The 24,126-nt window shown below is 39.2% G+C and carries 25 protein-coding genes; 4 read left to right on the forward strand and 21 right to left on the reverse strand.

Annotated elements, in window-relative coordinates:
- Nucleotides 1-8: 8 nt before the first annotated feature.
- Complete coding sequence (locus D9842_RS18870; protein WP_121663850.1) at nucleotides 9-311, reverse strand: DUF4212 domain-containing protein; 303 nt, start codon at nucleotides 309-311, stop codon at nucleotides 9-11.
- Nucleotides 312-324: 13 nt separating this feature from the next.
- Nucleotides 325-507, reverse strand: a complete 183-nt coding sequence (locus D9842_RS18875; protein ID WP_121663851.1) for a hypothetical protein — start codon at nucleotides 505-507, stop codon at nucleotides 325-327.
- A 210-nt stretch (nucleotides 508-717) separates the two neighbouring features.
- On the opposite strand from D9842_RS18875, the gene D9842_RS18880 reads away from it, so the two are divergent.
- On the forward strand, nucleotides 718-1,122 hold the full coding sequence (locus tag D9842_RS18880) for a VanZ family protein (RefSeq protein WP_162987509.1): 405 nt from the start codon (nucleotides 718-720) through the stop codon (nucleotides 1,120-1,122).
- Nucleotides 1,123-1,153: 31 nt separating this feature from the next.
- On the opposite strand, the gene D9842_RS18885 is transcribed toward D9842_RS18880, so the two are convergent.
- Nucleotides 1,154-2,092, reverse strand: a complete 939-nt coding sequence (locus tag D9842_RS18885; RefSeq protein ID WP_121663853.1) for a stage II sporulation protein SpoIIQ — start codon at nucleotides 2,090-2,092, stop codon at nucleotides 1,154-1,156.
- A 147-nt stretch (nucleotides 2,093-2,239) separates the two neighbouring features.
- Here D9842_RS18885 and D9842_RS18890 point away from each other — a divergent pair, with 147 nt between their 5' ends.
- A complete protein-coding gene (locus D9842_RS18890) occupies nucleotides 2,240-2,608 on the forward strand; it encodes a VanZ family protein (RefSeq protein ID WP_121663854.1) in 369 nt (122 codons plus the stop codon).
- Between the two features lie 21 nt (nucleotides 2,609-2,629).
- On the opposite strand, the gene spoIID is transcribed toward D9842_RS18890, so the two are convergent.
- The 5 genes from spoIID to D9842_RS18920 all read right to left on the reverse strand — a co-directional run bounded on the left by spoIID (nucleotide 2,630) and on the right by D9842_RS18920 (nucleotide 7,775).
- Nucleotides 2,630-3,655: a stage II sporulation protein D gene (gene spoIID, locus D9842_RS18895; RefSeq protein WP_121663855.1), complete on the reverse strand. Its 1,026-nt coding sequence runs from the start codon at nucleotides 3,653-3,655 to the stop codon at nucleotides 2,630-2,632.
- Between the two features lie 1,396 nt (nucleotides 3,656-5,051).
- On the reverse strand, nucleotides 5,052-6,356 hold the full coding sequence (gene murA / locus D9842_RS18905) for a UDP-N-acetylglucosamine 1-carboxyvinyltransferase (RefSeq protein ID WP_121663857.1): 1,305 nt from the start codon (nucleotides 6,354-6,356) through the stop codon (nucleotides 5,052-5,054).
- A gap of 32 nt (nucleotides 6,357-6,388) precedes the next feature.
- On the reverse strand, nucleotides 6,389-7,117 hold the full coding sequence (locus D9842_RS18910) for a YwmB family TATA-box binding protein (protein WP_121663858.1): 729 nt from the start codon (nucleotides 7,115-7,117) through the stop codon (nucleotides 6,389-6,391).
- Between the two features lie 146 nt (nucleotides 7,118-7,263).
- Complete coding sequence (locus D9842_RS18915; RefSeq protein ID WP_121663859.1) at nucleotides 7,264-7,494, reverse strand: DUF1146 family protein; 231 nt, start codon at nucleotides 7,492-7,494, stop codon at nucleotides 7,264-7,266.
- A gap of 32 nt (nucleotides 7,495-7,526) precedes the next feature.
- Nucleotides 7,527-7,775 carry a hypothetical protein gene (locus tag D9842_RS18920; protein ID WP_121663860.1) on the reverse strand — a complete coding sequence of 83 codons (249 nt, stop codon included), beginning with the start codon at nucleotides 7,773-7,775 and terminating at the stop codon, nucleotides 7,527-7,529.
- 180 nt (nucleotides 7,776-7,955) lie between these two features.
- On the opposite strand from D9842_RS18920, the gene D9842_RS18925 reads away from it, so the two are divergent.
- A complete protein-coding gene (locus D9842_RS18925; RefSeq protein ID WP_121663861.1) occupies nucleotides 7,956-8,453 on the forward strand; it encodes a hypothetical protein in 498 nt (165 codons plus the stop codon).
- Between the two features lie 92 nt (nucleotides 8,454-8,545).
- Here the strand turns inward: D9842_RS18925 and D9842_RS18930 are convergent, their stop codons facing one another.
- From D9842_RS18930 to upp, 12 genes are all read right to left on the reverse strand, one after another.
- Entirely contained in the window at nucleotides 8,546-8,941 is a 396-nt protein-coding gene (locus D9842_RS18930) for a F0F1 ATP synthase subunit epsilon (RefSeq protein WP_121663862.1), read from the reverse strand.
- A 25-nt stretch (nucleotides 8,942-8,966) separates the two neighbouring features.
- The gene (gene atpD, locus D9842_RS18935; protein WP_121663863.1) at nucleotides 8,967-10,385 is read right to left on the reverse strand and encodes a F0F1 ATP synthase subunit beta; all 1,419 of its coding nucleotides are present in this window, start codon (nucleotides 10,383-10,385) and stop codon (nucleotides 8,967-8,969) included.
- 185 nt (nucleotides 10,386-10,570) lie between these two features.
- The gene (locus D9842_RS18940; RefSeq protein ID WP_121663864.1) at nucleotides 10,571-11,428 is read right to left on the reverse strand and encodes a F0F1 ATP synthase subunit gamma; all 858 of its coding nucleotides are present in this window, start codon (nucleotides 11,426-11,428) and stop codon (nucleotides 10,571-10,573) included.
- 81 nt (nucleotides 11,429-11,509) lie between these two features.
- Complete coding sequence (gene atpA, locus D9842_RS18945) at nucleotides 11,510-13,021, reverse strand: F0F1 ATP synthase subunit alpha (protein WP_121663865.1); 1,512 nt, start codon at nucleotides 13,019-13,021, stop codon at nucleotides 11,510-11,512.
- 15 nt (nucleotides 13,022-13,036) lie between these two features.
- Nucleotides 13,037-13,582: a F0F1 ATP synthase subunit delta gene (locus D9842_RS18950; protein ID WP_121663866.1), complete on the reverse strand. Its 546-nt coding sequence runs from the start codon at nucleotides 13,580-13,582 to the stop codon at nucleotides 13,037-13,039.
- Nucleotides 13,579-14,100 (reverse strand): F0F1 ATP synthase subunit B, encoded by a 522-nt coding sequence (gene atpF, locus D9842_RS18955; RefSeq protein WP_121663867.1) that lies wholly within the window; start codon nucleotides 14,098-14,100, stop codon nucleotides 13,579-13,581. Before atpF ends, D9842_RS18950 begins: the two co-directional genes overlap by 4 nt.
- A 295-nt stretch (nucleotides 14,101-14,395) precedes the next feature.
- Nucleotides 14,396-14,608 carry a F0F1 ATP synthase subunit C gene (atpE, locus tag D9842_RS18960; protein ID WP_066230901.1) on the reverse strand — a complete coding sequence of 71 codons (213 nt, stop codon included), beginning with the start codon at nucleotides 14,606-14,608 and terminating at the stop codon, nucleotides 14,396-14,398.
- A 77-nt stretch (nucleotides 14,609-14,685) separates the two neighbouring features.
- A complete protein-coding gene (gene atpB / locus D9842_RS18965; protein WP_121663868.1) occupies nucleotides 14,686-15,420 on the reverse strand; it encodes a F0F1 ATP synthase subunit A in 735 nt (244 codons plus the stop codon).
- A gap of 21 nt (nucleotides 15,421-15,441) precedes the next feature.
- Nucleotides 15,442-15,810, reverse strand: a complete 369-nt coding sequence (locus tag D9842_RS18970; protein WP_121663869.1) for an ATP synthase subunit I — start codon at nucleotides 15,808-15,810, stop codon at nucleotides 15,442-15,444.
- Nucleotides 15,811-15,817: 7 nt separating this feature from the next.
- On the reverse strand, nucleotides 15,818-16,039 hold the full coding sequence (locus D9842_RS18975; RefSeq protein ID WP_098795458.1) for an AtpZ/AtpI family protein: 222 nt from the start codon (nucleotides 16,037-16,039) through the stop codon (nucleotides 15,818-15,820).
- A gap of 216 nt (nucleotides 16,040-16,255) precedes the next feature.
- The gene (locus tag D9842_RS18980) at nucleotides 16,256-18,478 is read right to left on the reverse strand and encodes a S8 family serine peptidase (RefSeq protein WP_121663870.1); all 2,223 of its coding nucleotides are present in this window, start codon (nucleotides 18,476-18,478) and stop codon (nucleotides 16,256-16,258) included.
- Nucleotides 18,479-18,578: 100 nt separating this feature from the next.
- The gene (gene upp, locus D9842_RS18985; RefSeq protein WP_121663871.1) at nucleotides 18,579-19,208 is read right to left on the reverse strand and encodes a uracil phosphoribosyltransferase; all 630 of its coding nucleotides are present in this window, start codon (nucleotides 19,206-19,208) and stop codon (nucleotides 18,579-18,581) included.
- A 184-nt stretch (nucleotides 19,209-19,392) separates the two neighbouring features.
- Between upp and D9842_RS18990 the strand changes: the two genes are divergently transcribed.
- Nucleotides 19,393-21,618, forward strand: a complete 2,226-nt coding sequence (locus D9842_RS18990; protein WP_162987510.1) for an MASE3 domain-containing protein — start codon at nucleotides 19,393-19,395, stop codon at nucleotides 21,616-21,618.
- Between the two features lie 46 nt (nucleotides 21,619-21,664).
- Here the strand turns inward: D9842_RS18990 and glyA are convergent, their stop codons facing one another.
- Nucleotides 21,665-22,906 (reverse strand): serine hydroxymethyltransferase, encoded by a 1,242-nt coding sequence (gene glyA / locus D9842_RS18995; protein ID WP_121663873.1) that lies wholly within the window; start codon nucleotides 22,904-22,906, stop codon nucleotides 21,665-21,667.
- Nucleotides 22,907-24,126: the final 1,220 nt, after the last annotated feature.

Below are 24,126 nucleotides of genomic sequence, written 5' to 3' on the forward strand. Positions count from 1 at the left end.
GTTTGTGTTTAATGATCTAACGTTTTACCAGCACTAAGCTGTTCATTTTTACTTTCATCGATTCCATATTTCCGATCGATTGAGTCACTAACTTTTGCGTTAATAAACAATAAAAGAATAAAGACGACAACTGCCCCTTGAGCACCCATAAAATAGTGAAACGGGAAGCCGTTAATGGTAAACCCGCTAAAGAACTCAGCAAATAACACAACACCAAACGATGAAAGTGCCCCGATGAGTAAATAAATCAAAATATTTCTTGTGCGCTCCTTGAAATAAGCATCAGCTACTTTTTTATCAATCTTTTTCATGCAGCCACCTCCATTAAGATAAGCTAAAAATAAATTTAATTGTGTCTAAAAACGGTGCAGGTACCAATGCAATTTGAACAATGAAGTAGAGTAGTAGTGTTAAGACCGGGATGAGTAGAAACTGAGGTTTTCGTTTACGTAAACATAAGACCAAGCTGAATCCTGTTAAAGCGAGAATAAATAATAAAGTGAACACTATAAGCAACCCTCCTTTATTTGTAAGCGTTATCATTCAACAGTTATTATTATGAATGTTTTCATACTAACCGGTCAATACAAAATAAGGAATTTGAGATATCTTTCTCTCGACATTTTTCGTAATTTTTAGAATTTTTAAATTGACGCCGTGAAATAATGGTTTCAAATTCCCTATAAAATTTGTTACCTTTAAAATATGAAAAAAATCTTGATTACTATTTGTTTTGCCGTATATATAGGAATTCTGTTTTATCTTCTGTTTTTTTCCGCTTATCGAAAATCTGTTGAAGGGGTCGTATCTTATAACTTCATTCCTTTTCAAACAATTGGGCAGTATTTTTATTCTTTTGACGGACTAGCTTTGACAGATCAGTTTATAGGAAACATGCTAGCTTTTGCTCCGTTTGGCTTTTTGTTGCCAATCATTTTCGTCACGACTTTTACAAGAGTATTGGGGTATTCTTTCTTACTTTCCTTGTCTGTGGAGGTTGCTCAGTTCCTCTTTCGGGTTGGAGCGTTTGATGTGGATGATCTGATTTTAAATGTTGCAGGTGGAGGTATTGGTTTTTTAGGATATATAGTCATAAAAAAATCGAGGTTGATCTCTAATTAATTTGAGTTCAACCCCGTATAAACGGCTATCCTTATGAATTTAGTGTGCTATTTGAAGCTTCAGGTTGAGTTGATTCCTCGCTACCTTCAGTTTCTCCTTTTTCAGCGTCTTTTTTATCTGATTCTGGAGCTTTTTCTTCTGCAGACTTTTCATCGTCTTTTGCTGGTGCTTCTTCACCTTCACCTGCTGGAGCTTCCTCGCTTACTTCTTCTTCAGTTGCTGGAGCTTCTTCACTCACTTCTTCTTCTTTTGCAGGTTCTTCAGTTGTTTCTTCTTCAACAGCTTCTACAGACGTTACCGGCTTGTCCATATAAGTTAGAGGGTTAACAGCTTTTCCAGCTTTACGAACCTCGAAGTGTACGTGGTTGCCATCTTCTTCATTGTAAAGATTTGTACCAGACTTACCAAGTAGTTCGTTTTGCTCAACTTTATCACCAGCTTGAACACTTACTTCTGCTAATGATTGATAAACTGTTACCACATCGTTTTCATGCTCAATTTCTACTACATAACCTAGAATTGGATCTTTTTCAGCTTTTGTTACTGTACCACTTAGTGATGCAACAACATCAAATTGCTTTTGATCTTCTCTTGCTAGGTCAATTCCTTTGTTCATTCTATACGTATTGTTATAGAATACAAGTGCTGCTTCTTGATCTTCTGTTGAAGCATTTTCATCATAAAACTTTTTCACAACTGTTACAGCATCTGGATCAATTGCTGGCATTGCAAAGTTTTCTTTCGTTGCGTTAACTTCAACTGCCTCAGGCTGATTGTCTGTTAATGCAAGGTCTTCTGTATTGTTTCCATTTAAATCTTCTGCTACATCATTGCTGATGCTTTGATACCATAATACTGCCGTAAGGATAACTGCTGCACTCATTAGGTAAATTGCCGGAAATACCCAACGTTTTCTGAAAAATTGTTGAACTTTGTTTTGAGAAGTACGTTTCTTTTCTTCCTCTCTCATTCTATCATCACCTCAGAAATCAGTTTGAACAGATTATCTGAATTATATACACATCTTCAAAAAAATTTTTTTAAACTTTAGTATGTGTCTTGTTTATAATTATATGTATGGAATTTGAAAGTTTTTAAACTAAAGGAGTTTATGTATATGAAGAAAGCCATCTTCACCCTGTTGCCTCTACTATATATGGCACTGATCTGGACACTGTCCAGCTTCCCAGCGGACGCCATTGTGAACACACCGTTTTCGTTTGATACCCTTTTAAAAGAATCGTTGCATCTTATTGAATTTGCCATTCTCTATTGGTTAATTGCCTTTGCATTCATGGCTCATGGCCGCTGGACAGAGCGTACGAGCTTGATTGCAGCCGCTATCGCTATTTTATATGGGCTAACAGATGAGATTCATCAGTCGTTTGTTCCAGCGAGGTCAGCTACGGTGATTGATTTTGTGAAGGATACAATTGGAGTGCTAGTTTCCTATTATATTGCGAAGAAAAAGTTTTTTAAAAAGTAAAAAGGAGCAGAATCTGCTCCTTTACTGTTTTGCTGTATATTTATTTAAGAAAGGCTCGGCTTCCGATACCTTTGTTCCATTATAATAATAAGCAACAATATCTTGATATGTTTTACCTGATTCTGCCATGAAGTTTGCCCCGTATTGACTCATGCCAACACCATGACCATAGCCTTTCGTTTCGATTACAACGGAGTCACCTTTAATTTCCCATGTAAAGTCTGCTGATTTTAATTCTAGCTTATCTCTCACATCTGTACCTGTAAACTCTTTCCCATCTATTTCAACTTTAGCTACACGTTTTCCAGGTGTTAGCTCGGTTACTTTCCCAATTGTTCCGCTTGATGTATCAAGATTTACCCCTAATAATTTTTCAAATTGCGATATCGCAATGATTTTTTTCTCATAAAACTTCGGTGATTTTTCATCCCATGTGCTTTCAACACTTTTTAAATAAGGAATCGGCTCCTGCCATACCGCTTCAGAGTTTTCCGTGTATCCATTACTAGTAGAGAAAAAGCTTGCATCAATCGGCTGATTATCATATGTAAGAATTTGGCCTTGAGTTGCTGCTACAGCCTCTGTTATTTTTTTCATTTTTCGTGTGTAATCATCTCCCCAAGCCGCTTTTAGCTCTTCAGGAGTCTTATATACCTGGTGCATGATCGTATCTGTTACAACAGCATTCCCTTCTGGAACACCTAATTTTTTGCCACTCATCAATTGCTTTGTAATATATGTTCTTGCGGCAAGTGCTTGTGCCTTTAATGCCTCTGTTTCAAATTCTGCTGGCATCTCAGAAGCCACAACACCTATCACATACTCCTCTAACGGAATGTTTTCCACGACCTTCGCTTGACTTCTATAAACAGGCACATCCAACGGTGATTCACCTAAAACGGGAACTTCACTTTTGCCGACCGTTATTTCCTCACCTAACTTGCCTTTTGACTGCTCCATAAACGGTGTAACGAGAAGAGTTGGAATCAGAAGAATAATAAAAAATAACCCTCCAAGTGCAAAGAGAACTGGTTTAACTGGTTTCATGTTTACCTCCAATGATTAGGTTGAGTAGAATGTCTATAGTTCATCTTATGGTCGTGGACAAGCAATTATGACTGGAAAAAGTGAGGACAACTTAATATTTTGTAGGGGTGGACAAGGCGTGCAGGGGATTCGAGTTTTGGGTGGTTAGTTAGATGTGTTTGCAGATTGGTGTGTGGCGGTGGTTGGGGTATTAGTATTAGGAGGGCGGAGTTTTCTTTCAATGCTGGTTTTTGTCTCGATTCTCGGGGTATTGGGACAGAATCTTTTCTTCAATGCTGGCTTTTGTCCCGATTCTCGCGGTATCGGGACACATCCTTCCTTTCTTTACCGGTTTCTGTCCCGATTCTCGCGGTATCGGGACACATCCTTTCTCTCTTTACCGGTTTTTGTCCCGATTCTCGCGGTATCGGGACACATCCTTTCTTTCTATGCTGGTTTTTGTCCCGATTCTTAGGGTATCGGGACACACCCTTCCTCTCTTTACAGGTTTTTGTCCCGATTCTTAGGGTATCGGGACACATCCTTTCTCTCTTTTCCGGTTTTTGTCCCGATTCTCAGGGTATCGGGACACATCCTTTCTTTCTGTACCGGTTTCTGTCCCGATTCTTGCAGTATCGGGACACATCCTTCCTCTCTTTTCCGGTATTTGTCCCGATTCTCAGGGTATCGGGACACATCCTTTCTTTCTGTACCGGTTTTTGTCCCGATTCTCAGGGTATCGGGACACATCCTTCCTCTCTTTACAGGTTTTTGTCCCGATTCTTAGGGTATCGGGACACATCCTTTCTTTCTGTACCGGTTTCTGTCCCGATTCTCGCGGTATCGGGATACTTCCTTCCTCTCTTTAACGGTTTCTATCCCGATTCTCAGGGTATCGGGACACATCCTTCTCTCTATGCTGGTTTTTGTCCCGATTCTTACAGTATCGGTTGCCTCATACATCAATTCTTCTTCCAATTATCTCGGCAGGAACCGGAGTAAGATCTGCTTCACCCTTATGTACGACATTTCCCTTTCAACCGACCTCCGTTTTGTCGTTCATCACCCCTATGTACGACACTCCGCTTTCAACTGACCTCCATTTTGTCGTTCATCACCATTATGTACGACACTCCACTCTCAACCGACCTCCGCTTTGTCGTTCATCACCATTATGAACAACACTCCTCCCCCGCTGCCCCCAATTTTTTCTTTCAAAAACCACCGTTAATCCCCTTTCACTTACTTTTCACCAAGTTTTATAAAATTCCACGTATAATCTCCAACAAATAAAGGTATTCTAGTAAAGTCGTAAAAAGAATTAATTTCTTTACATATTTGTGAATGTTATGCGTACTTATAAAAATAAAAGGAGCAGGGCGCAATTGCTGACTCCTGCTCCTTTTATGAAGGCATATTAATCTGATGATACAGCTGCTTGCTGATCAGATTTTGTTGTGATTTCTTCTTTTACACGTTCGATATCAGCGCCGATTGCTGCAAGTTTTTCGTGGAAGTTTACATAGCCACGATCTAGGTGTTTTAGTTCAGTGACACGTGTATGGCCTTCTGCACATAATCCAGCTAGGATTAGTGCGGCACCAGCACGTAGGTCAGTTGCTGCTACTTCTGCACCTTGTAGCTTTACAGGTCCATTGATGATAACAGAACGTCCCTCAATTTTGATATCTCCATTCATACGACGGAATTCTTCCACGTGCATGAAACGGTTTTCGAATACTGTTTCTGTGATCATGCTAGTTCCGTTAGCACATAGTAGCAATGCCATCATTTGCGATTGCATATCTGTTGGGAAACCTGGGTGTGGCATTGTTTTTAAGTCTACAGATTTTAATTTCTCAGGTCCGATGACACGTAACCCTTCTTGTTCTTCAACAATTTTAACGCCCATCTCTTCCATTTTTGCAACAAGAGATGTTAAATGCTCTGGAATTGCTCCTTTTACAAGAACGTCTCCGCCTGTGATTGCTGCAGCTACCATGAACGTACCTGCTTCAATACGGTCAGGGATGATTGTGTGGTTAATACCTTTTAGTGTTTCCACACCTTCAATACGAATTGTTCCTGTACCGGCACCGCGGATTTTACCACCCATGGCATTGATATAGTTTGCTAAGTCAACGATTTCAGGTTCTTTAGCTACGTTTTCTAGTACCGTTGTTCCTTCTGCTAAAGCAGCTGCCATAATGATGTTTTCTGTTGCACCAACACTTGGGAAATCAAGGTAAACTTTAGCACCTTTTAGTCTTCCATTTACTTCTGCTTCAATAAAGCCGTTACCAACCTTAATCGAAGCTCCCATTGCTTCAAAGCCTTTTAAATGCTGATCAATTGGACGTGAGCCAATTGCACAGCCGCCTGGTAATGCAACACGCGCATGACCATTACGAGCTAGAAGTGCTCCCATGACAAGTACAGAGGCACGCATTTTTCTTACATATTCAAATGGTGCTTCCGTTGATAGCTCTTTTGATGCATCTACAATCACTTGATTATTTTCAAAATGGACATCTGCGCCTAAGTGGCGAAGAACTTCATTAATTGTATACACATCGGAGAGCGTAGGCACATTACTTATGATACTTTTATCTTCACTTGCTAATAATGATGCAGCGATAACTGGTAGAACGGCATTTTTTGCTCCTTCAACTTGCACAGTACCGTTTAACCTACGACCGCCGCGGACGATGATTTTTTCCAAAGTATTCCCCTCCGCGTCCCAATTTCTCTATATTAATATTCAGACGTAATGATTGGTGTTCCTATAACGACCGTAGTTTTACCGCCCAATCCGTCAGTTCTTAATGCAATTTGTATGTTCATGTTGTTTTCATCTGTTGGAATAGTGTCTTCCCAAATAGGGGTTTTAGCCGATACCGAAAGAAAATCTGGTTCCTGCAGTTGTTCTACCGGTTTCGCCTCAAATTCTTTTAACAAGTTTTTTGATTTTTGATTCAAAACACCTTCCATATTATCATTAATGATTCCAGCCATACAAGCAAAAGTTGTAGGTTTTTCATGAAAGATGTCGAATGCATTTGTTTGGAAGTATTCGTTGATGTTGTTCCAATTTTTTTGTGAGTTTACACCCTTAACCTCATAAAGGATATACGATTGTGATTGATTGTTTGTGAGGGTGTTTAAAATTTGAAGCTTTTCTGTCACATTTTTCTCTCTATTGTTATAAACACCAATCGCTTTATAAACGTTATCGTCCTCTGAAAACGTCCAATTAAATTGACGGTATTGGTCTGTCATTTGTTTCACTTCATCGATTGATTTATTGCTGACAACCTGTTTTGCATATAAAGACCATTCTTTGATGTCAATATCTTGATGTTCCATACCTTTAGCAATTTGAAGTAATTTCGATTGACGTTCAGTTGCTCCAATGTGATTTGCCACGAAACTAAAAAGTATTGACAACGTTAATACCATAATTCCTATCCCTTTATATCTCATACACGGCCACTTCCTCTCCTTAGTAACATTGTTACCGGATAAAAAGTGTCCATACGTGGAAAAAGTCGTCAATAATAGACAATTCTGTCAAACGATCAATATGTACCTATTTCCCGTTTAAAACCAGCTATAAACCAACGTTTTCTTTAAAAAAGTGATGGAAGTTGCTGAGACCATAATAAATAATCAAGGAAAAAATTACTTACTAATGATCCAATGGCAATGGTTAATAATATAAGAAGTACCTTCGCTTGAATGACTTTGCCCGCTTTTATCCATTTTTCAATGTTTAATGCTTGTAAGGCCCACCAAGTTACTACGATGAAAGCTAGGTGTACAACCATACTTATTAAGGCCAGTTGTCCATAGTCGGGCATGCTTCACCCCTCCAATAATCCATTTCCAAGGATTATTTTTTATTTTGCAAAAAACACAGAGCAATATAAATCATACCTTTTTTTCTGCTAAATACAACCTCAAAATGACCTATATTAGCTAAAAAATCAATCTTTTTTTCTTGATGTGATATATACCCTTGAATAGTATATTGACCTTTCCATGTAACATGATTGATTTTTTCTTTTAATAAAAATTTAACGTATAATGTCTTTACTTTTACAAAAGGCTTGCTAAGGTCACGTAAGAAACTGTAGGCCAAAAAAGGCTCACCTTTCTATTTTACTATCTTTCACCATCCACTTACTTCCTCATTTATGAAAAAATTGTTACAGATTTTCCAAGCCATTTTATGTGTTATACTTCAGAAGCAGCAGGTGCTGCTAAATATCATCATTTAGAATGACAATATATAGACTTGACAGGGCGAAGGGGGAAGAACATGCAATTACATTTCGAAAACAACCACGATTCAATCCAAGAGTATGCTTCAACATTACCTTTCTTTGATAATATTTACGCCGCGAAGGCTTTTTATTACGAACATCGCCAGGAACATCTTAAGCTCTTAGAAGAAATCACAAAAGAGTACGATGTCCTTCTTGATTTTTCACCTAAAAGTCTTATTTCCTTAGAGGAATTTTATTTTCAGTTATTCCGAAATAACTATTTTTTTGACATACAAATGACCATTGAAGAGTTTGAAACATGTATGAGTCTATATTTATGTGAGGTATTGGTCACACATCATGACGGAACTGCTGAATGGATTGTCGAAGAATATCCTTATGCAGATCAAAAATATGTAATGGGCATACGCTATGGCCGTTTTCATCAATACTTTGAAAATCTGTTTCCACAATTCTATCTTTCGCATAAAGATGAAAGTCAGCAAGTGCTGTTTAAGCGATATATGCGAATGAGTATGAAAAGTAAGTGATGGGGATAGTTCCTCTTAAATACAAAATTAGGTTACCTATATACCCCATACAAGCAAAAAAGGATGGTGCCCCGAAGCACCATCCTTTTTTATTATTTCGTTACGTTTAAACGGTTGATTGCACGTTGTAGTGCTAGTTCAGCGCGTTTAAAATCGATATTGTCTGTTTTTTGATTTAGACGTTCTTCAGCACGTTTTTTAGCTGCTTCTGCACGAGCTACATCAATAGATTCTGCCGTTTCAGCTGCTTGAGCTAAAATTGTTACCTTATCAGGTCGTACTTCGATAAAGCCGCCAGTCACAGCAACAAATTCAGTGCCGCTCCCTTTCTTTAGGCGAACTGCTCCAATTTGTAATGGAGCAACCATAGGAATATGTCCTGGTAAAATACCAAGTTCACCGCTTTGAGCTTTTACACTCACCATCTCTACGTCTGCATCGTAAACTGGGCCATCGGGAGTAACGACATTGACTAATACTGTCTTCATACTCATACCCTCCTAGGTCCCAAAATTAGGCTTCTACACCCATTTGTTTAGCATTTTCAATAACTTCCTCAATACGTCCAACTAGACGGAACGCATCCTCAGGAAGGTGATCGTATTTACCTTCTAGAATCTCTTTGAACCCGTGAACTGTTTCTTTAACAGGAACATATGAACCAGGTTGGCCAGTGAACTGCTCGGCAACGTGGAAGTTTTGAGATAAGAAGAATTGAACACGACGAGCACGTGCAACTGTTAATTTATCTTCTTCAGAAAGCTCATCCATACCTAGGATTGCAATGATATCTTGAAGCTCTTTGTAACGTTGTAATGTTTGTTGTACTTGACGAGCTACAGCGTAATGCTCTTCTCCAACGATTTCAGGTGATAATGCACGTGAAGTTGAAGCAAGAGGATCCACCGCTGGATAGATACCCATCTCAGATAATTTACGCTCTAAGTTCGTTGTTGCATCTAAGTGAGCGAAAGTTGTTGCCGGAGCCGGATCCGTGTAGTCATCGGCTGGAACGTAAATCGCTTGGATTGATGTAACAGAACCTACGTTAGTAGATGTGATACGCTCTTGTAATTGACCCATTTCTGTAGCCAATGTTGGTTGGTAACCAACGGCAGATGGCATACGACCAAGTAGGGCAGAAACCTCTGAACCTGCTTGAGTGAAACGGAAGATGTTATCCATGAAGAATAGAACGTCTTGTCCTTGATCATCACGGAAGAATTCAGCCATTGTAAGACCAGTTAGGGCAACACGCATACGTGCACCAGGTGGCTCATTCATTTGTCCGAATACCATTGCTGTTTTCTTGATAACGCCTGAGTCAGTCATCTCGTGGTAAAGGTCATTTCCTTCACGAGTACGCTCACCTACACCAGCGAATACAGAGATACCGCCGTGCTCTTGAGCGATGTTGTTGATTAACTCCTGAATTAATACAGTTTTACCTACACCGGCACCACCGAATAGACCGATTTTACCACCCTTAATGTAAGGTGCTAATAAGTCTACTACTTTAATTCCAGTTTCAAGAATTTCAACCTCAGTTGAAAGTTGATCAAACTTAGGAGCTGCTCTGTGAATAGGATCACGACGTGCATCTGCAGCAATTGGCTCATCTAAGTCAATGTTGTCACCTAAAACGTTGAAAACACGACCAAGTGTTACATCACCAACAGGAACTGAGATTGGTGCACCTGTGTCTGTTACCTCTACTCCACGTACAAGACCATCAGTTGTAGACATTGCAACAGTACGAACTGTATCGTCACCTAAATGTAGGGCAACTTCTAATGTAAGGTCGATAGCGACTTCGTTATCATTCGCTTCTGTTTTAATTGTAAGGGCATTATAAATGTCTGGTAGTTGACCGCTCTCGAACTTTACGTCAACAACCGGACCCAAAATTTGAGTAATGCGTCCTTTATTCATCGTTTTCCCTCCTAACTATGAAATGCGTAAGCGCCTCGTTCAGGCCCGACAAGCATAAGACGATCATGAAATGAAGGCGTTCTTTTCTTTGCCTTCAATTCATGATTGGCTTATGGCTCGAGGGACTAGGCGCTGAGCTAGACACCGAAACTAAGTAAGATGTCACTATTTTTAAATAGAATTTACTATTCTAAAGCCGCCGCTCCACCAACGATCTCGGTAATTTCTTGTGTGATCGCAGCTTGACGTGCACGGTTGTATGTTAAAGTAAGTCCATTGATAAGTTCTTTTGCATTATCAGTCGCATTCTTCATTGCTGTCATACGAGCTGCGTGCTCAGAAGCCTTACTATCAAGTAGTGCTCCGTAGATGAGACTTTCAGCATATTGAGGTAACAGCACTTCAAGAATTTCTTCTTGATTTGGTTCAAATTCATAAGAAGTTAAACCTTTGCTTGAAGAAATATCGGATAGTGGAAGAAGCTTCTTTTCCGTAACATCTTGTTGAATGGCACTAACAAAGTGGTTGTAATACATGTATAGTTCGTCATATGAACCGTCTGCGAACATGCTAACAGCACCACTTGCAATGTCCTTAATGCTAGCAAAAGAAGTTTCATCACCGATACCAGTAATTTCAGAAATTACGTTCATACCACGCTTTTTAAAGAAATCACGGCCCATTTTACCGATTGCAATAATGACGAATTCATCATTTGACTTGTGACGTTTTTGAATAGATTGGTAAACTGCACGTAAAACACTACTGTTAAAAGCACCTGCTAATCCACGGTCTGATGTAATTACCAGATAACCTGTTTTCTTAACTGGTCTGCTTTCTAACATTGGATGACTTACGTCTGTGCTACCGTTTGCGATGCTTGCAACAACCTCCTGGATTTTCTCCATATAAGGTCCGAATGCTTTTGCATTGTTTTCTGCACGGTTAAGCTTTGCAGCTGAAACCATCTCCATCGCTTTTGTAATCTGACTCGTCTTTTTAGTAGACGTAATTCTTGATTTTATATCGCGTAATGATGCCAAAGGTTCTCACCACCTTTATTTAAAAAATCATCTATTAACAGTCTGAGTGAAAGCCCTGCAAGAGCCTTCACTCACGAATTATTATTGTTCAGAAGGAGCAAAAGTCTTTTTGAATCCTTCGATCGCAGTCTTTAGAGCGTCATCTTTTGGAAGTCCGCCAGTTGTACGGATTTCTTCAAGAAGATCTTTATGATTTTGTTCTGTGTATGCATGGAACTCATCTTCAAAACGAGTGATATCTACTACTGGGATATCATCAAGGAATCCACGAGTTAATGCATAAAGAATCATAACTTGTTTTTCAACTTTTAATGGTTTGTTTAAACCTTGTTTTAATACTTCAACAGTACGCGCACCACGGTTTAATTTTGCTTGTGTTGCTTTATCAAGGTCAGAACCGAATTGAGCGAATGCTTCAAGCTCACGGTATGAAGCAAGGTCTAGACGTAATGTACCAGCAACCTTCTTCATTGCTTTAATTTGTGCTGAACCACCTACACGAGATACAGATAAACCTGCGTTAATCGCTGGACGTACACCAGAGAAGAACAGGTCAGACTGAAGGAAGATTTGTCCATCAGTGATTGAGATAACGTTTGTTGGGATATAAGCAGAAACGTCACCAGCTTGTGTCTCGATGAATGGTAATGCAGTTAAAGAACCTGCGCCTTTTGCATCACTTAATTTTGCTGCACGCTCTAACAAACGTGAATGTAGGTAGAAAACGTCACCAGGATATGCTTCACGGCCTGGAGGACGACGTAGTAATAATGAAAGCTCACGGTATGCCGAAGCTTGTTTTGTAAGGTCATCATATACTACAAGAACGTGCTTGCCATTGTACATGAATTCCTCACCCATTGTTACCCCAGCATAAGGTGCTAAGAATAACATTGGAGCTGGTTGTGATGCAGAAGCTGTTACAACGATTGTGTAATCTAATGCACCGTGTTTACGTAAAGTTTCAACAACTCCACGAACAGTTGATTCTTTTTGACCAATTGCAACGTAGATACATACCATATCTTGATCTTTTTGGTTCAAGATTGTATCGATTGCTACAGCCGTTTTACCTGTTTGACGGTCACCGATAATTAACTCACGTTGACCACGACCGATTGGTACAAGAGCGTCAATCGCTTTGATACCAGTTTGAAGTGGCTCATGAACTGATTTACGGTCCATAACACCAGGTGCTGGACTTTCGATTGGTCTTGTTTTTGTTGTTTCAATTGGACCTAGACCATCTACAGGCTGTCCTAATGAGTTAACAACACGACCGATTAATGCTTCACCTACAGGAACCTCCATGATGCGTCCTGTACGACGAACTTCGTCACCTTCACGGATATCTGTGTAAGGTCCTAAAATGATAATACCAACGTTATTTTCCTCAAGGTTCTGAGCCATACCCATAACGCCGTTTGCGAATTCTACAAGCTCTCCAGCCATGACATTGTCGAGGCCATGAGCACGAGCGATACCGTCCCCAACTTGGATTACAGTACCAACATCGCTTACTTTGATTTCAGACTGATAGTTTTCGATTTGCTTTTTTATAAGCGCACTAATTTCTTCAGCTTTGATGCTCATGAGTTTCACCCCTATCTACAATCTGTTTGCGACCAATTGTCGCTCTATACGTTCAAGCTTACCGCTAACACTTCCATCATAAATACGATTGCCAATTCGTAGCTTAACGCCACCAATTAGTTTAGCATCCACAACGTTCTGTAAACGAAGTGAAGACTTACCAATCTTTTTCGCAAATGAAGTTGAAATAGCAGACAGTTCAGTATCTGATAATGGACGAACAGAGTATACGATTGCATCCTCTGTACCGCGCTCTTCATTTGCACTTTGTACGAAGTGGTTAACAATTTCTGTTACAACATCTACACGATGACGATCAACTAAAAGGTAAAGCGTGTTAACAACCTGTTGTGAAAGGCTTGAAAATGCTTCTTTTACGATTGATTTTTTCGCTTCATTTGTAACTTTTGGATGGTTTAGTACATCTATAAGTTCTTGATTCGTTGTAAAGACTTCTTTTACAACGAGCAATTCGTTTTCGATTTGATCAATAACATTTTGTTCTTTCGCAAGTTGAAAAAGAGCTACCGCATAACGTTTTGCAACGATTCCATTACTCATCGACCTTCGCCTACCTCATTGATGTAGTCGTTAATCAATTTTTCTTGTTCTTGTTCGTTCAACTCTTTTTCGATTACTTTAGAAGCAATAAGTACTGATAATGATGCAACCTGTTCGCGTAACGCAGCAACAGCATTGTCTTTTTCTTGCTCGATTTCTTTTAGTGCAGAGTCTTTCAGACGTCCTGCTTCAGAACGAGCTGCTTGGATAATCTCTTCTTTTTGTTGCTCACCAAGCTTTTTCGCATTTTCCACTAGAGTTTGAGCTTCTTGACGTGCTTGTTTTAATAACTCACGTTGCTCTTCAACTAGTTTCTGTGCTTCTTTATTTCTATCTTCAGAACTATTAATTTCATTTGCAATATGCTCTTCACGTTGCTTCATAATGCCCATAACTGGTCCGAATGCATACTTACCAAGTAATCCAAGAAGGATTAAGAACATTAAAAGCTGAAATATGATATCACCTGTGTTAAGGCCGCCTGTAGACGCACCTAAAGCAAGATCAAATGTTAACATTGCTCGGTTTCACTCCCTTCAAGAGTTCCATGATGGGTTAGTAAGTTCACGGCTTCCGATGAACGTCGTATTTCTGCGTCAGCTTCTTCGTCGGCATCCTCACGTACGGTCGTACGCTCCGGTACCTCCTCAGTCGCTTCCTTGAACTACTCGTTCCTTGAAACCCTTTTATTCATTACATAGTTTTAAAGTAAACTAAGTTTATCTATAACCAGTTTACTTATCTGTGCATAAAGGAATGGCGAAGGTTCGCTTTGAATGATCTTCGCCATATGAATTCTTTTAACTTATCGAATTATTGACCCATTACGATGAATGCGATAACTACCGCGATGATTGGAATCGCCTCTACTAATGCTACCCCGATGAACATTGTAGTTTGAAGAACTCCACGAGCTTCAGGTTGACGTGCAATCCCCTCTACTGTACGAGATACGATAAGACCGTTACCAATACCAGCACCTAGTGCCGCTAAACCAATTGCAATTGCAGCTGCTAATAAACCCATTGTTTAATTTCCTCCTTTAATGTATGAAAAAAATAATAGTACTTTATATTTCGTTCAAATAATTGAACATATATTGATTAATGGTCATGACTCACTTTGTGCGCCATATAAACCATCGTTAACATAGTGAAGATAAATGCTTGGATTGCACCGACAAAGATACTAAATCCTTGCCATACTAGCATTGGTATTGCTGCTACAAGAGAGCCGATAATACCACTTCCAAAACTTTCAGCATAACCGCTTGTTGCTAGACTAACAAGCAAGCCTAATAAAATCTCACCTGCAAAGATATTCCCGTAAAGACGAAGACCAAGCGTTAATGTGTTGGCAAATTCCTCGATAATCTTTAATGGGAACATAAATGGCATCGGTTTTAAAAAGTCCTTACCATATTCAGATGCACCTTTCATCTTGATTCCATAGTAGTGTGTTAATGCTACTACTAGAATTGCAAGAGTTAATGTAATGGCAGGATCTGCTGTTGGTGATTTCCACCATAAATCATGACCCACAACAATTGCGAAAGGTAATCCGAGCATATTTGCTACGAATACATACATTAATAATGTCATACCTAACGTTAAGAAACGTCCGCCTGTTTGCCAATCCATCGTACTGCCGATAATATTTTTTACAAAATCGACAATCCATTCAACAAAGTTTTGCATCCCTGTTGGTTTCATTGCTAAATTACGTGTTGCCGCAAATGCAATGAGAAAAACGATTAAACTAGCAATCGTAATCATTAAAACGTTGGATAAATTAAAATTTAGACCTAAAAACTCTACCACAGGAGCTTCGTGACCCAATAGATTCACCTCTCTTCCCAGCTAAGCGCGTGAATGTTGAATTACATAATCTATCATAATAACGATATACATCGTCATTAATCCAAAAATAACACTAATCAAATCAAAATACTCGGGAAACTTTATCGCAAAAAAAACGGCGACCCCGGCTGCTGCCATTCGTGAAGTTGTCCCTAATGAACCCGCTTTCCTACCTTCAGTTAATGCGTCATCAAACTGCTTATGCTTTCTCACCATGATCCAGAGATTGTATAGTGTGATGCACGTTCCCAATATTAATCCTAGGAAAACAGACTGATATTCCGTGAACCCCCAACCTAAAACGTAAATGGCCAGTAGATAAAATATGTATTTTCGATATCTGCGAAACATCAGATGCATATCAAACATGAAATCTTTATTCTCCTGAGAAATAGTGGTTGACTAACTTAAGCATGGCGTATACACCTGCAGCTAGTCCTAGCAGAAGGCCTATGATTAAAAACAACGGTTCTGTTTTAAAATAATCATCTACCCACTTCCCAGCAAAAATACCAATTAAAATGGAGCCAACTAATTGGGAAAGGATAGCTGACATGAGGCCCATCGCGTGTAACGGATGGCGTTTTTTTTGTCGCATTTTATAAATCCTCACTGTAGATTTATAACGGAATAAGGGGTTATTTACGGGTTTTTGTCAGAATTGTAAACCTTATCATTATACCCTCGTTTAGCATACAATAGCGTATATGTGATGTCAATGTGTTTAAAGTTAAAATGTTCACAATCTTATCGAATCATCACAAATCGTTCACAATTACCCTCAATAACCCCTTGACTAAATAAATGCACTTAATTATTCACCAAGTAAAATATCGGTTTCTATCAAGTCCTCTTTCCCACTTTTACTTGCAAAGATGACTCCTTTATAATTCCCTTCAGGTATATCAAGTTCTTCTAGCTTTACTTCTTTTTCAACTAATCCACGGGGAGCATCATGCAACCAATCTAAATAGCCGACAAATGCCAGAGTATCTGGATCGTATAAGGCAATCCCCACTTCATCCGCTCCACCCGGTAAGTACATCCGGTATTTATAAACCTCAGGTTCATCACTATAGGCAAATTCAAAGCCCATAATTCTCGGATAATTCGGCTCATCTACGACATACGTATAAGGAACCTCAATATCATTTCCATCTTGCTCGATCATTATCCATCCTTGATGGATGCCCGGCTTTAGCTGACTTGGAGTAAGATCTAGACTTAGTTCCACTTGTTTTTTCTCACCAGGTTTGATGCTTGTGGTTTTCGGCAGCTTCCACCTAACTCCAGGTTGATTTTTTGGCATATCAAAGTAGATATGTTCCTCTTCGCTCGATTGATTATCAATTGTAATAGTTGCTGTTTTCTTCGTTCGTGGATGATTTGTTTCATACTGTCCAAACGTTAATGAACCAGGATAGACAAGAACTTCTGCCTCAACAGCTTCTTTTATATTAATTCTTCCAGCACCTTGCTCGTTTGGCTTTAACACTTTTTCATTATCATTTGTTAATTTGGTTGCCGTGTTCATTAAGGCCGCTTTAATTTGCTCTGGATTCCAATCTGGGTGGGCCTGCTTGATTAGAGCGCATGCTCCGGCCACATGTGGCGCTGCCATGCTCGTTCCGTGTAATGCTAAATATCCATCTGGAACCGTGCTTTCAATCGCTACACCCGGTGCGACAATATCTGGCTTTATCGCCCATGTACTTGTAACAGGTCCTCTTGAGCTAAAATCAGCAAGCTGGTCTTCTTCTTTTTTATACTCTGTTCGTATACTAGGATGCTGCTTCAGCTGCTTTCTAATCTTTACTCCATCTTCCTTCGATATGGAGGCAACCGGTATATCGAGCGGTATTTCCAAAGCCCCTGCAAAGTTTCCTTTTACATTATTAGAAATTAGCACCGCTTTTGCTCCTCGTTCTTTCGCATTTAGCACCTTTTCGGTAAAAGAGATTTTCCCTCTTTCCACTAAAACAATTTTTCCTTTCACTGAATCCTTCATATCCTTTTTATAACCAAGTGCTGCATCAACAATTTCTTCTAGCCCTTTTAATTGCCATGGCTCGGCTCCTTGCAGTGAGTGAATAGAGATACCTTCTTTTATTCCGCCCACTTTTAAATATGGCATTTGAAGTGGAGGTGAAGACGCACCAACAGAGATTGCTTTTGAAGATGTTCCTGGAGAACCGACTGTCCAAAGGCCTGGACCTGAGTTTCCGCTAGAGGTAACAGCCACAATTCCTGCTTCAACCGCTCGATCAAGCGCCAGACTTGTCGGCCAATCAGGACCATTCACATTGTTACCTAGCGATAAGTTGATAATATCTACTTTATCTTTTATCGCTCGATCAATCGCTGCAATCACTTGATCAGATGTTCCCATGCCACCAGGTCCGAGCGCGCGATAAGCAACAATTTCTGCTTCTGGCGCCACACCTTTTAGTTTTCCGTTAGCGGCAATAATTCCGGCTACATGTGTGCCGTGAATGGTTTCACTTCCGTCCTGAGCCATTGTTTCCATCGGATCTTGGTCACCATCTATAACATCAAAGCCACCATGATAACTTCTTCTTAAATCAGGATGATGATAATCAACACCCGTATCAATCACAGCAACCTTTATTCCTTCACCAGTTAAGCGGTGATCACTTCGGTCAAATAAGCCTCTTACATCTTCACCACCGATGAACGGAACACTTTCATCAATCTGTGATGCATAAGAAACAACAGGACTCGAATGAATAACGGCCGGATCCTCTTTTAAGGTCATGATATTATCGGTACGACCTTCAATTGAAAAGCCGTAAAAAACATTCTGATAGGTTTGATTGATCTTTAGTTGAGGGAAGCTTTCTATCTTTTTTTGAAAAGAATGAAAATCCTCTTTTTTGACGATTACCATAACCTTCTGAATTTCTTCTTGTGTTTGATTTGGAAGTGGAGGCCTGTTTGGAAAGGTTTCTCCTATTGCCATGTTAGGAAAACAAATTGTTGTCATCAGCATGATGTAAAGTACTTTTTTTATCCCCATCTTGTTCCACCTCCTTTATAGTTTGTTCGCTCATGGAAAAAACATGTACAAAAAAAGGCCAGAATCTAACAGCCTTGTTAGATCTGACCTTTTATAATTTTTATTTTGTTCCGTATAAACGGTCTCCAGCATCACCTAAGCCTGGTACGATATACCCGTGATCGTTTAGCTTTTCGTCTAAAGCTGCAATAAAGATATCAACATCAGGATGAGCTTTTTTCACAACTTCTACACCTTCAGGAGCCGCAATTAAGCACATAAATTTGATATTTTTTGCACCGCGTTTTTTCAAGCTGTTGATGGCTTCCACTGCCGAACCACCTGTTGCAAGCATTGGATCTACAACGATAAAATCACGCTCTTCTACATCAGAAGGAAGCTTTGCATAGTATTCAACTGGCTGTAATGTTTCAGGATCACGATACAAACCAATATGACCAACCTTTGCAGCAGGAATCAGTTTTAAAATCCCATCAACCATACCTAATCCCGCACGAAGGATCGGAATGATTCCTAGTTTTTTTCCGGCAAGTACCTTTGACTTTGCTGTTGTTACAGGAGTTTCAACATCCACCTCTGTTAGCGGAAGATCTCTTGTAATTTCAAATGCCATTAAGCTTGCTACTTCATCAACAAGCTCACGAAATTCCTTTGTTCCAGTTTTCGCATCGCGAATGTATGTAAGTTTATGTTGAATTAATGGATGATCAAACACGTATACTTTCCCCATCAAATCATCTCCTTTTCTTTGACACTTCAATAGATTTTACAGAAAAAAAAGCATAGTTTCAAGCGAGTTCGTCTTATTTCTACATATATTGAAAAAACATGGAAGAATCTGAAGGAAAACACTCTATCATTGTCGAAAATTTCAATATATAAGGTTTATCGTTAGTTAAGAAAGGCTGATGATCATGAAAGCATACCAGGACCACCATAAGGCCTATACAATCTCATTTATTTATACTTTCGTACCATTACTCTTGTTATACCTCATTCAATTTCAATTTCAATCCTTTTATGATCCGCAAAATCATTTAAGCATACATCTTATCCTTGAAATGTATAGTGTGTTTATCTCATTTATTATTTTTGTTTTTGGTTGGAAGGCCTTTGGTCATAATCCTCCTACTACCTTGCTTTTTGTGCCCTTTGTATTTTTAGCTGTCGGCTATTTTGATTTTATGCATACACTAACCTATTCGGGCATGCCACCGTTATTTATTGAGAGTTCAATAAATAAGACTGTTTGGTTCTGGGTCGTTGCACGAGCAACCGAAGCCATTTCCTTGGCAATATTATTCTTTTTTGATGAGAAAACTGTAAGAAACCTTAACAGAAGGTTGATCCTATTAGGTACGGTTATTTTTCTTGCATTACTAACTGTTTTGATCTATACCTTTGGACCTCAAGCTCCCCATTTAGTCATTGAAGGAATCGGACCAACACCTTTAAAAAATTTACTTGAATATGTTTTTAATGGCTTGCATCTCCTCTCATTTATTTTAGTTTTACGCAAATTAAAACATGTGAAAACAGATTCGAACGTCTATTTACTATTCGCTTTTGTTCTTTTAATAATAGGCGGGTTTCAAATTACGTTATATCAAAGCGTACATGATTTAGTAAATATTATTGGACATGTTTACAAAGCGATTGCCTATACCTTTATTTACCGGGCATTTTTCTATTCTAACCTTCACTTAACGTTTATACATAAAGAAAAGGCAGAGAAGAACCTAGCCGTTACACAAGGAATATTAGAATCATTTTTCACACACACACCTGATAGCATTGCCCTTTGTGATCGAAACGGAAATGTTGTTAAAGTGAACAAAGGCTTCGAAAAGCTTACTAAATTAAGGGCCGGACAGGTGTTAGGAACACCACTTTCAAAAACATTTCCACTATTTGAAAAGGAATTGAATGTCTTAGTGAAGCAAGTGTTAGATGGTAACCGAATCATAGACTATGAAATTGGAGCAGAACCTCCTAGTTCAATTAGAGTAAACTTTACGATATACCCTATTTATTACGATGAGTATATTCAATTTGCCGCTATTGCAAGGGATATAACTGAGGAAAGACTCGCTAAAGAAAAGCTTAAGAAAGTTGAAGAAGAGTTAAAAGAAATGATTCAAGAGCATCAAGGAGTTTTTGCTAAATTTAAAAAGATTGATGATTATTTTACGATTACTCTTTGCCACGGCGAACTTCTACATGATATGGGAATCTCAGAAGATATTGTTGGCTTTTCCTTACGTCCCGAAAGCTGTGGTCATCTCGGCACAACAATCTATTCAAATTTACAAAAAGCATGGGAAGGAAACGAAAGAACCTTCGAGTTTGAAAGACATACAGGCATTTATGCCGTAACTCTTAAACCAATTCTTCGTAACTTTGAAGTACAAGAAATTATCGGCTCCTGCATAGACATTACAAAACTAAAGAAAACCGAGGATCTTTTAAGAAAATCGGAAAAGCTTGCTGTAGTTGGAGAGATGGCAGCCGGCATTGCCCATGAAATTAGAAATCCGCTAACAACCTTAAAGGGCTTTACCCAAATCTTAGGTAAGGATGCTCAAGAGAGAGAAAAGCAATTTGTTGATCTTATGCTATCAGAGTTAAGTCGGATCGAACTTATTACCAATGATTTTATGATTCTTGCAAAGCCACAAGCAATCAAATACCAAGAACATGATCTAAGAAAGATTGTTCATCACGTCTTAGCCATCATTGAACCTCAAGCGATCCTAAACAATATAGAGATTATTAGCAGAAATACGTCTGAGGAAGAAATTCTCATCATATGTGATGAAAACCAGTTAAAGCAAGTGTTTATAAATTTAATCAAAAATGCACTAGAATCAATGCCATCAGGCGGTCAGCTTAATGTGTCAGTAGAGCTCGCTCAAAACGGTTATGTGACCATCAACATAAAAGATACTGGCTGCGGCATTCCTGAACATATGATCAGCCGACTAGGGGAGCCTTTTTACACATTAAAAGAAAAAGGAACAGGACTAGGACTAATGGTAAGCTTTCGTATTATCGAGGCACATAAAGGGAAAATTCAATTTAATAGTAAAGAAAATGCCGGTACAACGGTTGAAATTAAATTACCATTGAACATAACATAAATGAATAGAGACCGACTTCATCATAAGAAGTCAGTCTCTTTCTTTTTTATAAATTACGATATAAAGGGAATTTGCTAGTTAAGTTTTCAACGCGTTGTTTCGCTTCAGCAAGTTTCACTTCATCTTCGTGATTTTTTAAAGCAAATGCAATAATACTTCCGATCTCATCCATTTCTTCTAAACCAAAGCCACGGCTTGTTACAGCAGCTGTACCGATACGGATACCGCTAGTTACAAATGGGCTTTCTGTTTCAAATGGAATTGTGTTTTTGTTAACTGTCACTCCGATTTCATCTAATACGTGCTCAGCAACTTTACCAGTTAACTGAAGAGAACGAACATCCACTAATAATAAGTGATTATCAGTACCACCAGATACAAGCGTTAAACCTTCTGATTGAAGCTTTTCTGCTAAACGTTTTGCATTATCAATGATGTTTTGAGCATATGTTTTAAAGCTATCTTGAAGAGTTTCACCAAATGATACAGCTTTAGCAGCAATAACATGCATAAGCGGTCCACCTTGGATTCCAGGGAAGATTGACTTATCAATTTTTTTACCGAACTCTTCTTTACAAAGAATCATTCCACCACGTGGTCCACGAAGTGTTTTGTGAGTAGTTGTAGTAACGAAATCTGCATATGGCACTGGGTTTTCATGAAGTCCAGCAGCAACAAGTCCAGCGATATGAGCCATATCCACCATGAAGTAAGCACCCACTTCATCAGCGATTTCACGGAATTTTTTGAAGTCGATTGCTCTTGGGTATGCACTAGCACCAGCAACGATTAACTTCGGCTTATGAAGTCTAGCTTTTTCTAACACATCTTCATAGTTAATGCGGTGAGTCTCTTCGTCTACACCATACTCAACAAAGTTATATTGCACACCACTGAAGTTAACAGGGCTACCGTGTGTTAAGTGACCACCGTGAGATAAGTTCATTCCAAGAACTGTATCACCATGCTCTAAAATTGTGAAATAAACACCCATGTTTGCTTGTGCACCAGAGTGAGGCTGAACGTTTACATACTCAGCTCCGAAAATTTCCTTCGCACGGTCTCTTGCGATATCTTCAACAACGTCTACATGCTCACAACCACCATAATAACGACGACCTGGATAACCTTCTGCATATTTGTTTGTAAGAACAGATCCTTGAGCTTCCATTACTGCTTCACTAACAAAGTTTTCAGAGGCAATAAGTTCAATCTTAGTTTCTTGACGAGTACGTTCTAACTGAATGGCTTCAAATACTTTTGCATCTTGTTCTGGTAAATGTTTCATTCGTTCGTATCTCCCTTCATTTAAAAAAACGGTTGGTATTGGTTTTTCATCGAACTCTTTCACAACGTATAATTCCATCTATATTTTACACGCTAATGCGTTGGAATGTAAAAGATTTTCTGAAATAATTGTGAAGTTTTTCGGATTTCGTGTCAAACTTTGTGTTAAAGGCGAATATTCCTTGTTGGTGATAGCATGAATATTCGGCTGACTACCATTCACTTGTTTATAATATACAACCTATTGTCGTCACTTTTTCTCACAATGTCAACCATAATAATGGAATATTTCGAGACTTTTTAAAAATGTTGGCTAGTAACCGTTTGCAAGGGATTGTTGACGGTTTTAGTATGGCTTGGGGTGGGGAGATTACGCGGGGGTGTTCGTGGATTTTTTTGATTTAAGGTAGTGTAGTTTGGTGGTCGGATTTATTATTGTGGCACTGGGTTGATTCTTCTTTTTCGGGATATGATTTTGCTTGGCAGACTGGGATTTGTCCCGATTTTTGCTTTATCGGGACATATTTTTGCTTGGCACATTGGTTTTTGTCTCGATTTCTGCTTTATCGGGACTCATTTTTCCTTGGCACACTGTTTTTGTCTCGATTCTTGCTTTATCGGGACTCATTTTTCCTTGGCATACTGGTTTTTGTCCCAATTCTCGCACTATCGGGACTCATTTTCCCTTGGCACATCAGTTTTTGTCCCGATTCCTGCTTTATCGGGACTCATTTTCCCTTGGCACACCAGTTTTTGTCCCGATTCCTGCTTTATCGGGACTCATTTTTCCTTGGCATACTGGTTTTTGTCCCAATTCTCGCTTTATCGGGACTCATTTTCCCTTGGCACATCAGTTTTTGTCCCGATTCCCGCACTATCGGGACTCATTTTTGCCTAGCACACCAGTTTCTGTCCCGATTCTCGCCTTATAGGGACTCATTTTTGCCTAGCACACCAGTTTTTGTCCCGATTCCCGCACTATCGGGACTCATTTTTGCTTGCCACACCTGTTTCTGTCCCGATTCCCGCTTTATCGGGACTCATTTTTGCCTAGCACACCAGTTTTTGTCCCGATTCCCGCACTATCGGGACTCATTTTCCCTTGGCACACCTGTTTCTGTCCCGATTCTCGCACTATCGGGACTCATTTTCCCTTGGCACACCTGTTTCTGTCCCGATTCTCGCACTATCGGGACTCATTTTCCCTTGGCACACCTGTTT

Source organism: Metabacillus litoralis (assembly GCF_003667825.1).
Lineage (GTDB): Bacteria > Bacillota > Bacilli > Bacillales > Bacillaceae > Metabacillus > Metabacillus litoralis_B.